We start from the raw sequence: 13,677 nt of genomic DNA, 5'->3' as shown, positions 1-13,677 counted from the left end.
GGGTTGATCCACCCATTTTCTGATTCGACGTCTCGCTCCAACCTTTGATTACCGCCGCACGACGCGCCGGTTATTTCAAAGGAAGGAGCAGGCCATGCACTGGTTTGGCTGGATCATCACGAGTCGCGGCTGAGATATGCCAGATCGACTGCGCTGGGGCGGACCGATACTCCGCCCCAGCGCGGCCTCGACTCAAGAGTCGATCACGTGGAACCTATCTCCACAACCATCGAATTCCGTAGGCGAGTCCAAGCTGCAAGCCAAAAAATTCTCGACTTATCGTTGTATTCTCCGAGAGATCGAACTCCAGGTCGGTCGCGGCTGGCTCCTCATCCAGGAGCCGCAAGGGGTAGACGCCGTGAAGCTCCCACACCCGGCGCCCCACGGGGGGTTCACCGAAGTGCACGGTGGTCCGCAGCGCACGAGTTGGACGATAGGCCGAAAACACTGTATAGGGCAGTAGCCATTCGCGTGAGTCGATGGTGATCTCTATACCAATGGCCTGTGCGACACCGGCCTCAGTCGTTTGATCGAGCCGGACCCCATAGCGCCAGACGCGCTCGCCTTCGCGAGCGAAATAGGCGAGATCGCCGCCCTGAGTGACGCGAATTGTCGGCTCGGGCGCATCGGGATGTGGCGGCGGCATACTGAACTGTTCGTCCGCCACCGTTAACCCCCCTTGCGTCGGTACCGCGAGCTTGCGGGCATGGAGAATTGGGTGCGGCCCTCGCAAATCAGTCTCGGCTTCAAACTCCTCGATGTACCACGCATTCCCCGTTTCACCCCGGCTGCGAGAGCCCCGCAGCAGCATCGTGGCGACTCCTCGATTGGCTTCCGCCAGGCGACGCCGGACAGTGCGCCCGTCGCGCTGAAGCTCCGCTCCGGCCCGCTCAATGCGGTCACCGAGCAACGGATCGGCCGCCTCCAACCCACTCGCAATGAGGAATACGGTGCGCAAATCCCCCGGAAGGGATTGCGCAGACGCCCGGAGGGCGGCCACCAGATTGTCGCGCATGACGTCCGCCGGGCTCTGCGGGTCGAGGTGGAGGGTCTCGCGTAGGACCGGGCCGATGGCCAGGGCTGGTCGCCGCAAACCACGACCTCGGTGCAATGCGGCAAGCTCCCGCTCCAGTGCGCTCATGTCCGTCACAACCGGCATTGTGCTGCTCTTCATTTGACTTGCCAATGGCCACGTCAAGTGACGGTCCGCGCCCGAGGAATTCGACTCAGGCCGGGCACGCTTCGGACACCCGGGCCAACCGGCTCGGCTCCGCGAGCTCCGGGGGGTCCTGGGAGTCCCGGCTCTCGGCCGACGCCTCGATTGGGTCGCCCGGAGCAATCGGCAGCACCTGGACGAGGAGGACGTCGTCGATGACCTCCATGCTCACCCGCGAGTCGTGCCCCAGGGCGAGCACGGCCGCATCGAACGCGCCTTCGGCAGATCCCTGATGGGTGACGACGATGCGCCCGGGCACCTTGGCGGCGGACGACAGGTCATCGAGCTGACTGATCGGCGCCGCGGTAGCCCGAACAGCGCTTGGGGCGCGCAAGATCGGAAGTAGCACGCCAAGCAGGTCCCGCAAGGTGACCAGAGTGGCGTCGGCGGCGCCCTTGCCAACAGCGAGGTCGACGCGGATGCCCCGCGAACGCGCCTGGTCAAGCGCCGCGACAAGGTCTTGGTCAAGCAGCCTCCGGGCCACCAGTTGGTCGCGGACGGCCGCCTCGAGTCGCAAGCACTGACGGCGGTCCTCTTCCGACAGCATGCCGCCTTCGCCAATGCGTCGCAGCATCGGCAGGCAGGCGGATCCCAACTCCCGATTGCGTAGGCGCACTTCCTCCACGCGTGCTTCGCGGGCCAGTTCGTCGACCCGGAGACGGTAGGCCATTCTGGCCACCTGATTCATTGAGGTGGCGGCCAGGTCCAACCCGCGCCGAAGCAGGAGGCCCAGGATCGCGCAGACCACGAGCTGCGTTGCCGCACTAAGAACGGCGCTGCCCGCAGCATTCCCAGCGACCACCAGGAACGTGAGGGTCATGGCCGCGGGAATCACGATCGCCGTCACGATGCCCCCGAACGCACTGTGCCGAAAGGCGATCAACGCGATCACGCCGTCGAGGGCGCCCACGAACCAGAGCCGCCAGTCGTGGATCGCCGGTTCACGGACATTGGCGCTCAGGCAAACGACAAGGGCGACCAGCAGCAACGAGGAACTCACCCACGTTGACCTGCGCTGGGGGCCCCTCCACGTCCACAGCAGCAGGCCCAGTATGACGGCCACCCCTGCGTAATCAAGCGCCGGAAGCCGGACCGCGTCGAGGTACTGAAAGCCGATGGCGGCATGTATGCCGATCGCCACCACTGCCATGACGAGGAGGGGCGCGAACGCCGAGACGCGCCATGGCGTGATCGGTACCTCACCGGCCCTCGCCACCGGTCGAGCAGTCAGGCTGACGGTGGTCCCCCGTCCCGGCGCTGACTCGATCTCGGCGTCGCCCCCGACTGCCCTGAGTCGGCCCTGGATACTGGTCGAAATGCCCGCTCGGCGTGGGCTGCGTTGCGCGAGATCAAAGCCGCGACCCTCATCCCGGATCACGACCTTCATCAGCCGCGGGTTAAAAAAGGCCTGAATGTGAGCCTGCGTCTGTCCAGAGTGTCGGGCGACATTTGACAACGCTTCCGCGGTGGCGGTGAAGATCGCGTCCGACACCCACGTCTGCCGCGGCATACCTCGGACCTGCAGGACAAGGTCAAGCCCAAGCCGTCGGGCAACGTCGCGGACACGGCTCGGCCAGTCATCGCCGCCGGACACTGAATCGACCCCTCCTGAGTCGTATGCCGTGACCGCCTCTGCCGCGAGATGCCGAGCCGCGTTGTCGTCGAGACCTCGCCCGGCGATCAGGAGCCCCCCGATGACGGCATCGTGGACGATGCTGTCGAAGCGGCCACGCTCGATATCGGCCTGCCGACTCTGCGCGGCAAGCGCTTGCAGTTGCCATAGCTCATCTGTCGCCAACGCCACCGACGCGCTGGCGCGCCGAATCAACACCACAGCTAGTGCTGCGGCCAGGCCAGTGACCGCCAGCAGGGCACCTTCGAGAACGCCTTGCAAGACGCTTGTCTGCTCGGCTCGAATGAGCGCGGTGGCGACCCCGGCCAGCACGGCAGTTGTGGCACCGGCGAAGGCGCCGAAGGAAATCGACGCACAGACGCCGCCGATGACAAGCACGTGCGTTAGGGGTGAGTATTCGCTGGTGGGATGCGTGGGTCCCAGGAACGGATAGGCGACATAGCACCCGAGCGAGATGATGGAGATGAGTCGCATGGGCAGCAGCGCCGTCGTGGTCGCCGCCACCACCAGGGACCAAACCCCCAGCGCGAGATAGGTCAGCAGAATCACGACCATCGCGAGGCCCGGGAAGATGCCCCACAGAAGCGCCACGTTGACCAGGCCGACACCGGACCCGAGGATGACCGACAGGGCCGCCGCCCGCGTCAGGGCCGCCTGCAGATTACGCCGTGCACGCGACATGGCCGCCACGCACCGGGGAACTCAACGCCGAACGGACGCCACGACAGATCGTCACCGAGACCACTCCACGGCACGCCACCTCCACCGGCCCGAAAGAAGGACTTGACACAGAGGTCAGCCTCAGGACGAGGGGGCGTAGCTGGAATAGCTCAGCTGCTTACTGTCAGCAAACTGTCAAAAGCGTGTGAACTCTCTGAGCGTGCGAGTGGTCCGGCTCACTAGCCGACGAAGGCCCGTGCGTTGCGGAACATCCGCAGCCACGGGCTTTCCTGCTCCACCGGCCCGTCGGTCCACGACATCTGCACGTTGCGCTGGACCCGCTCGGGGTGCGGCATCATCGCGGTGAACCGGCCGTCGGGGGTCGTCACCGCGGTGAGCCCGTCGGGCGAGCCGTTGGGGTTCGCGGGATAGGTCGTCGCGACCGCGCCACTGGCATCGGCGAACCGCAGCGCCCGCAGCACGGACGAGGCGTCCCCGCGCACGCTGAAGTCGGCAAAGCCCTCGCCATGGGCCACGGCGATCGGGAGGCGACTGCTCGCCATACCGGAGAAGAAGATGGAGGGGCTGTCGAGGACCTCGACCTGGGTGAGGCGGGCCTCGTATTGCTCCGAGAGGTTTCGCGTGAACCGCGGCCAGGCGGCGGCGCCCGGGATGAGGTCGGCGAGCGCGGCGAACATCTGGCAGCCGTTGCAGATGCCGAGCCCGAAGGTGTCCGGGCGGGCGAAGAAGGTCGCGAACGCCTCGGTGAGTTCGGGGTGGAAGAGCACCGAGCGAGCCCAGCCTTCACCGGCGCCGAGCGTGTCGCCATACGAGAAACCACCGCAGGCGACCAGGCCGGTGACGTCGCTCAGGTCCGCGCGCCCGGCCATCAGGTCAGTCATGTGGATGTCGTATGCCGCGAACCCGGCCCGGTCGAAGGCGAAGGCCGTCTCGACATGGCTATTGACCCCCTGCTCGCGCAGGATCGCGACCTTCGGTCGCAGGCCGCGATGGAGGTAGGGAGCCGCGATGTCAACGCCGGGATCGAAGGCGGGGACGACGGCCAGGGCCGTCGCAGGGTCGCCGACGCGCCCGACCGCCGCGTGCTCCTCATCGGCGGTCGCCGGGTTGTCGCGCAGGGCGCTGATTCGCCAGGACACTTCGTCCCAGGCGAGGGCGAGGTCGCCCACGGCCTCGTCCAGCAACACAGCCTCCCCCGACCGAACCCGCACGCGCAGAACATCATTCGGCGCACCGACGACCGTCGTCAGGTCGGCCAACCCGTGCTCGGCGAGAATCGCGAGGGCAGCGTCGAGCGATGCGCCGGGCACGGCCACGACCGCCCCAAGCTCCTCGGCAAAGAGCGCCGCGACCGCCGACTCCCCGAGCGCGGCCACGTCCAGGTCCAGCCCCAGCCCACTGGCAAACGCCAGCTCGCACGCCGTCGCCCACAGGCCGCCATCGGAACGATCGTGATAAGCCGACAACAATCCGTTGTCGCGCAACGCATTCACGCCGTGGACCAGCGCGACGAGCCGCGCCGGATCGTCCAAGTCGGGCACGGTCTCACCGAACTGCCCATGCACCTGAGCCAGGATCGAGCCCCCCAACCGATTGCGCCGACCGCCGAGGTCGATCAGCAGCAGCCGGTCGCCCGCGCCGACCTGGGGCGTCCGGGTCCCGCGTACGTCATCGAGCGTCGCGAACGCCGTGACCACGAGCGACACCGGCGAGGTCACCTGGCGCGCGACGCCAGTGCCGGCGTCCGTCCAGCGCGTGCGCATCGACAGCGAGTCCTTGCCGACGGGGATGCCGATGCCGAGGGCCGGACACAACTCCATCGCCACGGCCGCGACCGTGTCATAGAGCGCGGCGTCTTCCCCGGGCTCGCCGCAGGCGGCCATCCAGTTGCAGGACAACTTGATTCGCGCGAGGTCGATGGGCGCAGCCAGCAGATTCGTGAGGGCTTCGCCCACCGCCATCCGCCCCGACGCCGGGGCGTCGAGGGCCGCGAGCGGGGTCCGCTCACCCGTGGCCATCGCCTCACCCTCGAAGCCGAAGTGGTCGGCCAGCGTCACCGCGACATCGGCGACCGGGACCTGCCAGTGCCCGACCATCTGGTCACGATGGGTCAGCCCGCCGACCGTCCGGTCGGCGATGGTGATCAGGAACCGCTTGCTCGCGACACTCGGGTGCCGCAACACGGCGTATGCCGCGTCCCGCACCTCGACCTCGCCCGCCGCCCGGTCCGTCCCGAAATCGTCGCCTGTCCACCGCGCCCGGGCAACGTCCCGGATCATCCGCGGCGGCTTGCCGAGCAGCACCTCCATCGGCATGTCGACGGCGAACTCCTCGCCCGGCTCGCCCTCGGTGTCGAAGCTCAACCGCAGCAGCCCGTCGTCGCGGGCGGTGCCGACCACGGCATACGGGCAGCGCTCCCGCTCGGCCATCCGGGCGAACCGCGGGAAATCGTCCGGGGCGATGGCCAGGACGTAGCGCTCCTGGCTCTCGTTGGACCACTGCTCCTTCGGCGACAAGCCGCTCTCGTCGAGCGGGATGCTGAGGAGTTCAAACCGGGCGCCGAGGCCCGCGTCGTCCACGAGCTCGGGGAAGGCGTTGGACAGGCCGCCGGCCCCCACATCGTGGATCGCCAGGATCGGGTTAGCGGCGCCGAGGGACCAGCAGTGGTTGATGACTTCCTGGGCCCGCCGCTCCATCTCCGGGTTGCCACGCTGCACCGAATCGAAGTCCAGCGCAGCGGCATTCGTCCCGGCGGCCATCGACGACGCCGCCCCGCCCCCCATCCCGATCCGCATGCCCGGCCCGCCGAGTTGGATCAGCAGCGACCCAGCGGGGAAGGCGATCTTGGCCGTCTGATCGGCGTCGATCGTCCCCAATCCCCCGGCGCTCATGATCGGCTTGTGATAGCCCCGCGCAACCCCGCCGACTCTCTGCTCGAAGACGCGGAAGAACCCACCGAGACCCGGCCGGCCGAACTCATTGTTGAACGCCGCCGCCCCGATCGGCCCGTCGAGCATGATTTCCAGGGGCGTGGCGAGGTGCGCCGGCGCGGCGGCGTCCTCGCGCTCCCACGGCTCGAAGGTCCCGGGAAGCCGCAGGTTCGACACGGCGAATCCGGTCAGCCCCGCCTTGGGTTGTGAGCCGCGCCCCGTCGCCCCCTCGTCACGGATCTCCCCACCCGCCCCCGTGGCCGCCCCGGGGAAGGGAGAAATCGCCGTGGGGTGGTTGTGGGTCTCCACCTTCATCAGGACGTGGACGTCGCCGGGCCGCGCGGCATACGGACTCGGTCCCTCGGGGTTGCCTTCGGGGAGCCAACGTGAGCGCGCGGATCCCTGCATGATCGAGGCGTTGTCCTTGTAGGCGACGATCGTGCCGGCACCGGCCACCTCCTCGGTGTGCCGGATCATCCCGAACAGCGACCGCGATTGCGGCTGCCCATCGATGACGAAGTCGGCGTTGAAGATCTTGTGCCGGCAGTGCTCGGAGTTCGCCTGGGCAAACATGGTGAGCTCGACATCCGTGGGATTGCGCCCGAGCCCGGTGAAGGCATCGACGAGATAGTCGACCTCGTCCTCCGACAACGCGAGTCCGTATGCCGCATTCGCCGCCACCAGCGCGGCCCGCCCCTCCCCGAGGACATCCACGTGCTCCATCGGCGCGGCCTCGCGCGTCGCGAACAGTGCCTGGGCGTCATCCAGGCTGGGCAGGGCCGTCTCGGTCATCCGGTCGTGGAGGATGTCGGCGCAGGCCGCCCATTGCTCGGGCGTCAATTCGTCGCCGGTCAGGATGAACTCGGTGACGCGCTCGATCCGGCGGACGTCCACCCCGCAACTGCGGGCGATGTCGGTGGCCTTGCTCGCCCAGGGCGAGATGGTGCCGAGCCGGGGAGTGACGACGACGAGGGTTCCGACGGAGGCGGGGGGCCCGGCATACGCGGGTCCATAGGTGAGCAGTCGCCCGAGGGTGGCGGCGAGTTCCGGAGTGGGCGTCTCGTCGGTGGCGACGACGTGGACGTGGCGCGCGTGGACCGCCGCGACGCGCGGGGCTACCGCTTGAACGCGGGCCAGGAGGGCTGCGGCGCGGAAGGCGGAGAGGGCCGAGCCGCCCTCGAACGTCGACAAACTCACAGCGTGCGAAGACACCGGGTTGCTCCTTGTCCCGTCCGGGTGGGGTCGCTCGATTCTCTCAGCCTCCGCCGATGCCCTCGACCCGGGCGCCTATCGTGGACGTATGACCGCGCTTCGCCCCGCCGCCGATATCGCCACCGCCCCGCTGGTCGCCCTCGGGTTGGCGGGCGGGTATCTCGTCGCCCGGGAGACGGGCATCCGCCCGCTCGGCGGGGTGCTGCTGGCCGCCGCGGGGTTGTATGCGGGGCGCACCTGGCTCGATCGCAATGGTCCGGCCGTCGCGGGCGGGTTGGGCGCGCTCTATCTTCTGGCGTTCGGGGCGTCGCATCCGCTGGCGAAGCAGGTGGGCGCGTGGCCAGCCGTCGGGGTGGTCACCGCGGTGGCCGCGGGCGCTGCGTATGCCGCGTCGGACCGTCGCCGCTGATGGGGCGCCCGACGCGCTGGGCGACGGATACGAAGCCGGGTCACTCGCAGTGGTATGTCGAGCGGTTCCGGCAGATGGCGGCCGACGGCGAGGACCTTGTTGGCGAGGCACGCCTGGTCGACGCGATGGTGCCGCGGGGCGCGCGCATCCTCGATGCGGGTTGCGGGCCGGGCCGGCACGGCGCCTACCTGCACGCGGTTGGGCACACCGTTATCGGGGTGGACGCGGATGAGGAACTGATCGAGGCCTCCAAGGCCGACCATCCGGGGCCCACCTGGCTGGTTGGCGACCTGAGCGAGCTGGATCTCCGCGCCTCCGGGATCACCGAGCCCTTCGACGCCATCCTGATGGCGGGCAATGTGATCGTCTTCGTTGCCCCAGGGACGGAGGTCGACGTCCTTCGCGGCCTCGCCGGGCATTTGGCTCCCGACGGATTCGTGGTGACGGGCTTCCACACCGACCGTGAACTCAGCGTCGCCGACTTCGACGCCGCCGTGGCCGCCAGCGGGTTGCGCATCGAGCACCGGTTCGCAACCTGGGATCTGCGGGCCTGGCACGAGGAGGCCGGCTTCGCCGTCACCGTCCTGCGCCACGCCTGATTCCGCACCCCTGATCCCGCACCCCTGATCCCGCCCCCCTGATCCCGCCAGACCAACCCGCCCGGCGACGTCCCGCCGGACGCAATAACCTGGCCGCCACCCCGACACGGACGCAATAACCGGTGGCGGACGCAATAGCTATTGCGTCCGCCACCGGTTATTGCGTCCGCGGGGGCCGGGAGCTCAGGGGTCAGACGACCCGGATCGCGACCGACAGCTCGAGGCTCTCGCCCGGGGCGAGCAGGGGCGGCCCGGCGGGGTCGTTGAAGGCGTTCGGACCACAGGTCATCGGCTCGATGGCGACCGCGCGGCGGTGCCAGCCGTGCGGCATACCGTCGCCGGTGTACACCTGCACCCAGCCACCGGTCTCACCCCAGGTCACCTCGATCCCGTGGCCGACGTCATCGACGAGAGCGGCCCGGTGGACCGCCAGGTCCGTGAACGCATTGTCAAAACTCTTGCCCCGCAACCCAATCGGCGCCTCGACCCCGTCGAACGCAACGCGTTCTCCCGGAATGAGCCGCGGCCCATCCACCCCACGAATCATGCCCGCCGGCATCACCACATGCCAGTCATCAGCCACCCCGGCCGGCAACACGAAATACGGATGAACCCCCAGACCCACCGGCGCCGAGTCCGCCGAATCATTCCGCGCCGAGACCTGCCACCCCAACCCCGCGTCGGCATCAAGCCGATAGGTCACCGTGAGAGTGAGCGCCCACGGATACCAGGGCTGCGGCACACTCTGCAGCCGCCACGAGCACCGATCCGCACCGACCTCCCCACCCTGCCACCGATCCCAACACACCAACCCATGCAGGGCGTGACCGCGCTCCGGCTCGGTATGCGGCAGCAGAAACTCCACCCCATCAATCGCGTAGCGCCCATCAACCACGCGATTAGGCCACGGCGCCAGCACGGACCCGCGATAGGCCGCGCGAATCTCATCCTCACCAAAACCCGACACCAGCGATCGGCCGCGATAGGTCAGATCCCGCAGCCCACCTCCGACTTCCGTCGACGTCGCGGCGTAATCCCCCGCCTCGATCCGCACCTGCCGTCCCGTTGGCGTCATCGCGCCATCATGGCGCACCGCTCACAGCCGCGGATCGACCGGCTCCGACTCGAGGGCGAGCACCGCAAAGACCGCCTCATGGATGCGCCACAACGGCTCGCCAGCGACGAATCGGCGCAGCGACTCCAACCCGAGCGCGTACTCCCGCGTCGCCAGCGACCGCTTATGCGTCAGGTTGCGATCGCGAAGGCGGTCGAGATGGCTCAGGTACTCCGGGCCGTACACGAGGCGCAGGTAGTCCGGACCCCGCACCTTCATCCCCGGCTGGACAAGCCGCCGCTTGGCATCCCACGAGAGATTGGCGGCCGGCTTGACCACCATCCCCTCACCGCCGTCCCCGACGAGATCGAGCCACCACTGCGTGCCCGCGGCCCGCGAGGCCTCGTCGTCCAGGTCGACGAAGAGCCGTCGCGTCGGCCGTAGGACCCCGGGATCGGCGGCCACGATCCGGTCGATCAGGGCCAGATGCCAGGCGTGGGGCCGCTCCTCATACGTCCCGCCCGCGCCCGCGAGAATCTGGAAGGGCGCGAGCTGCACCCCATCCAAACCCGACACGGGCCACACATACCTTCTGTATGCCGCGCTGAAGGCCGCCGCATCCTCGGCTCGCCGAGCCGTGGACTCGCGCAGGCGGGCCACGTCGAGACCGCGCGCCGCGGCCAGGTCGAGCGCGCCACCGGCCGCCGCCAAGCCCGCCCGGGCCGCGGCCCCGACAGCGGCGAACTGCTCCTGCAACAACCCGACCGCCTTCAGGGACCACGGCAACAACTCCGCATCCAGGATCAGCCAGTCGGTCTCAAGTTCGTCGAAAACACCGGCGGCCGTGACCGCCGCGGCCAGGCGGTCGAGGAAGGCCGCCGTGGTCGGCTCATCAAAGAAGGCACGCCCGGTCCGGGTGTATGCCGCGCCCTCCTCCCCATCCCGGCGCACGTGCACCACGGCCCGGCTGCCCATGTGCTTCTCCTGGCACACGACCTCGCGGACGCCGGCCGCGGCATACGCACTCCAGGCCTGGTCGGGGTGCTCCAGGAAGCCCTCCCGGGTCGATGCGGGCACCGGCGACATGGTCGGCGGGAGGTAGGCGAGCTTGCCCGGCGGGAGGGCGAAGCGACTCATCACTTCGAGGGCGCCGGCGGCCTGCTCGGGGCGGACCGACACCCGCGGGATGGTCGAGGTCTCGATGCTGTGCGCACCCAGCACGTCCTCGAGGTCGAGTTGGCCGTCCCGCCGCGCCGGACTCGCCTCGGGGGCGGGGGCGAGCGGCTTGACCGGCTCGTACCAGACGCGCTCGGCCGGCACCTGCACCGTCTCCCGCTCGGGGTAGCGCAGCGCCGACAAATGACCGCCGAAAACGCAGCCGGTATCCAGACACAGCGTGTTGTTGACCCAGTCGAGCGTCGGCGTAGGGGTGTGGCCATAGAGCACCACCGCCCGCCCGCGGTAGTCCTCCGCCCACGGCAGACGCACCGGCAAACCGTACTCATCGGACTCGCCGGTGGTATCGCCATACAAGGAAAAGGCACGGACGCGCCCGCTCGCGCGACCGTGGTAGGCCTCCTTCAAACCCGCATGGGCGACAACGAGATTGCCGTCGTCGAGGACGAGGTGGGCCACCAGTTCCCGACACCACTCCCGGGCATCGTCACGAAACTCCTCGCTCTCCCGGGCCAGTTGGCTCAGCGTGAGTTCGAGACCGTGCCGGAGGCTGACATTGGTCCCGTCGAGCGCCCGGATCAACTTTTGCTCGTGATTTCCCGGTATGGCGATCGCGTGCCCCGCCCGCGTCATCCCCATCGCCAGGCGCAACACGCCGGGCGAATCGGGGCCACGGTCGACCAGGTCCCCGAGGAAGATGGCCGTGCGGCCGTCCGGGTGCTCGGCGTCGACCGCGCGGCCGACGTCGTCACGGATGATGCGGTAGCCGAGGCGGTCGAGCAGGGTGAGCAACTCGCTGAGGCAGCCGTGGACGTCGCCGATGGCGTCGAACGGGCCGTGGAGGTCGCGGCGGTCGTTGAGTAGCGGGGTGCGCACGATCTCGACGTCGGCGATTTCTTGCTCGCTGTCGAGGAGGTAGACATTGCGGAAGCCCTCCTTGCGCAGCGCCCCGACGCCGCGCGGCACCTGCGCGCGTTGTCGGCGAATGACGTCGACGCCGAACGGCCGATCCGTGCGCGCCTGATGGCGTTGGATGGCGACCTGGGTCGGCACGTCGAGGACGAGCGCCGAGGGAAGGACGTCGTGCTCCTTGGCCAAGGCGATGAGGCTGGCTCGGGCAGACCGGGTCAGGTTCGTGGCATCGACGACGGTGAACCGCCCCCGCGCCAGGCGCACGCCGACGATATGGTGCAGCAGGTCGAAGGCCGCCGTGCTGGCCGACTGGTCGTTGACGTCGTCGGCAACCAGGCCGCGGCAGTAGTCGCTCGACACGGTTTCAAATGGGCCGAAGTGCGTCGCGGCGAAGGTCGACTTGCCCGAGCCGGTCGTGCCGATCAGGACGACCAAACCCATCATGGGGAGGCGGATCGTGGTCATGATCGCTCCGTCCGAGTGAAGATCGCGAGTTGGGTCGGCGAGCCGACCTCGGGGTCGTCGTCGCCGACGGGGCGCAGGGTCACGGCATACGTATGATCGGCGGCGACCCGCGCGGCCCACGCAGCGAATTCCGCTCTGTTCCACTCGAATCGGTGATCCGGGTGGCGCATCGCGCCGGGCGCGAGGCCGGGATAGCGCACGTTGTAGTCCGCATTCGGGGTCGTCACGACGACATGCTGGGGGCGGGCTTCGGCGAAGACGCTGTGCTCCAGATCGGGCAGCCGATCGGGGTCGAGGTGCTCTATGACCTCCATGAGCACGATTGCGTCCATCCCGGCGAGGCGCGCATCGCGATAGGTCGCCGAGGACTGGATGAGCTGGAGGCGGGCGCGCTGGGCGTCCGGCATCCGGTGGAGTTGCAGGCGTTTGGTCGCGACCGCGAGCGCCGATGCGGACACATCGGCGCCGATGATCTCGGTGAAACTCGCGTCCTTGATGAGGTCGCGCAGCAAGGCGCCCTGGCCGCAGCCGAGGTCGACGATCCGGTGCGCGCCCACCTCGTGCAGCACCGCAACGACAGCCTCGGCACGGAGCCGGGCGAGCGGTGGCGTGGGGGTGTCTTCGTCGTCCGCGGGGGCCTCGGTGGCGCCGTCGAGCTCGGCCAGCCGGGCCATGACCTCATCCACGTATGGCCGTTGGCGGGCCAGATAGCGGCTGACGATCCAGTCCTTGAGCGGGTGGTCGGCCAGCCACGTCCCGCCCCGGCGCAGGAGCTTGTCGACTTCGTCCTCGTTGACCCAGTAGTGCTTGTCGCCATCGAGGACCGGGATCAGGACATAAAGGTGGCTCAGGGCATCCGCGACGCGCATCGCACCGGTGAGGCGCAGATCGACATAGCGCGAATCCCCCCACTCCGGCAGTGCGGGATCGAGCACGATCGGCGTCGCCTCGACCAGCCACCCGAGCGGCTCGAAGAGATCGCGCGCGCGCTCCGGGCCCCCCGGGCAGGGCAGGACGGGGAGGTGGATCTCCAGGGGCAGGTCCGTGTTGGCGAGGTCTTCGTGTCCGACGCACACCCCGCGCAGTGCCGTGGAAAACACCTTGCTGAGAGCGACGGCGAGGAGGGAGGACGCGGCATACGGACGGTCGTTGAGGTAGCCAGCCAGGACCCGCCGATCCGCCCCGCGACCAGCCCGCGCCAACTCGATCGGGTCCAGTTCCAGGAGCAAGGCGACCGTGCAGCGCTCGTCGGTAGCTTCGGGATAGAACACGTGCGCCTGCCCGGACGGCAGGTCGAAACTCTGCACCCGAGAGGGATTCTTGTGCAGCAGGTATCCCAGATCGCTGGCGCTGGGCGCGGTCGAGGTGAGGGTCAGCAGCACATGCTCAG

8 protein-coding genes are annotated in these 13,677 nt (G+C 68.8%); 2 read left to right on the top strand and 6 right to left on the bottom strand.

All coding sequences use genetic code 11. The annotated features are described in order from the left end of the window. Nucleotides 1-214: 214 nt before the first annotated feature. The 3 genes from BN13_RS05990 to purL form a co-directional block, all read right to left on the bottom strand. Nucleotides 215-1,150, bottom strand: coding sequence for a hypothetical protein (locus BN13_RS05990; protein WP_157038467.1), 936 nt, complete (start codon nt 1,148-1,150; stop codon nt 215-217). A 76-nt stretch (nt 1,151-1,226) separates the two neighbouring features. After that, nucleotides 1,227-3,530, bottom strand: coding sequence for a sensor histidine kinase (locus BN13_RS05985; RefSeq protein WP_048545249.1), 2,304 nt, complete (start codon nt 3,528-3,530; stop codon nt 1,227-1,229). A 218-nt stretch (nt 3,531-3,748) separates the two neighbouring features. Beyond that, on the bottom strand, nt 3,749-7,672 hold the full coding sequence (gene purL / locus BN13_RS05980; protein WP_048545247.1) for a phosphoribosylformylglycinamidine synthase: 3,924 nt from the start codon (nt 7,670-7,672) through the stop codon (nt 3,749-3,751). 88 nt (nt 7,673-7,760) lie between these two features. On the opposite strand from purL, the gene BN13_RS05975 reads away from it, so the two are divergent. Both BN13_RS05975 and BN13_RS05970 read left to right on the top strand, forming a co-directional pair. Beyond that, nucleotides 7,761-8,081, top strand: coding sequence for a hypothetical protein (locus BN13_RS05975; RefSeq protein ID WP_048545245.1), 321 nt, complete (start codon nt 7,761-7,763; stop codon nt 8,079-8,081). Further along, nucleotides 8,081-8,680 (top strand): class I SAM-dependent methyltransferase, encoded by a 600-nt coding sequence (locus tag BN13_RS05970; RefSeq protein WP_048545244.1) that lies wholly within the window; start codon nt 8,081-8,083, stop codon nt 8,678-8,680. The genes BN13_RS05975 and BN13_RS05970 overlap by 1 nt, the downstream gene beginning before the upstream one ends. Nucleotides 8,681-8,870: 190 nt before the next feature. Here BN13_RS05970 and BN13_RS05965 read toward each other — a convergent pair whose 3' ends face one another. From BN13_RS05965 to BN13_RS05955, 3 genes are read right to left on the bottom strand one after another with little or no spacing between them, the layout of a single operon-like run. Next, nucleotides 8,871-9,755, bottom strand: coding sequence for an aldose epimerase family protein (locus BN13_RS05965; protein WP_048545241.1), 885 nt, complete (start codon nt 9,753-9,755; stop codon nt 8,871-8,873). A 21-nt stretch (nt 9,756-9,776) separates the two neighbouring features. Continuing rightward, on the bottom strand, nt 9,777-12,287 hold the full coding sequence (locus BN13_RS05960) for a polynucleotide kinase-phosphatase (protein ID WP_048545238.1): 2,511 nt from the start codon (nt 12,285-12,287) through the stop codon (nt 9,777-9,779). Further along, a complete protein-coding gene (locus tag BN13_RS05955; RefSeq protein WP_048545236.1) occupies nt 12,284-13,669 on the bottom strand; it encodes a 3' terminal RNA ribose 2'-O-methyltransferase Hen1 in 1,386 nt (461 codons plus the stop codon). Before BN13_RS05955 ends, BN13_RS05960 begins: the two co-directional genes overlap by 4 nt. Nucleotides 13,670-13,677: the final 8 nt, after the last annotated feature.

The sequence above is a fragment of the Nostocoides jenkinsii Ben 74 genome (assembly GCF_001046875.1).
Taxonomy (GTDB): Bacteria; Actinomycetota; Actinomycetes; order Actinomycetales; family Dermatophilaceae; genus Nostocoides_A; species Nostocoides_A jenkinsii.
The sequence above is the reverse complement of the archived record's forward strand: the minus strand, read 5'-3'. Positions and strand labels throughout refer to the sequence as shown.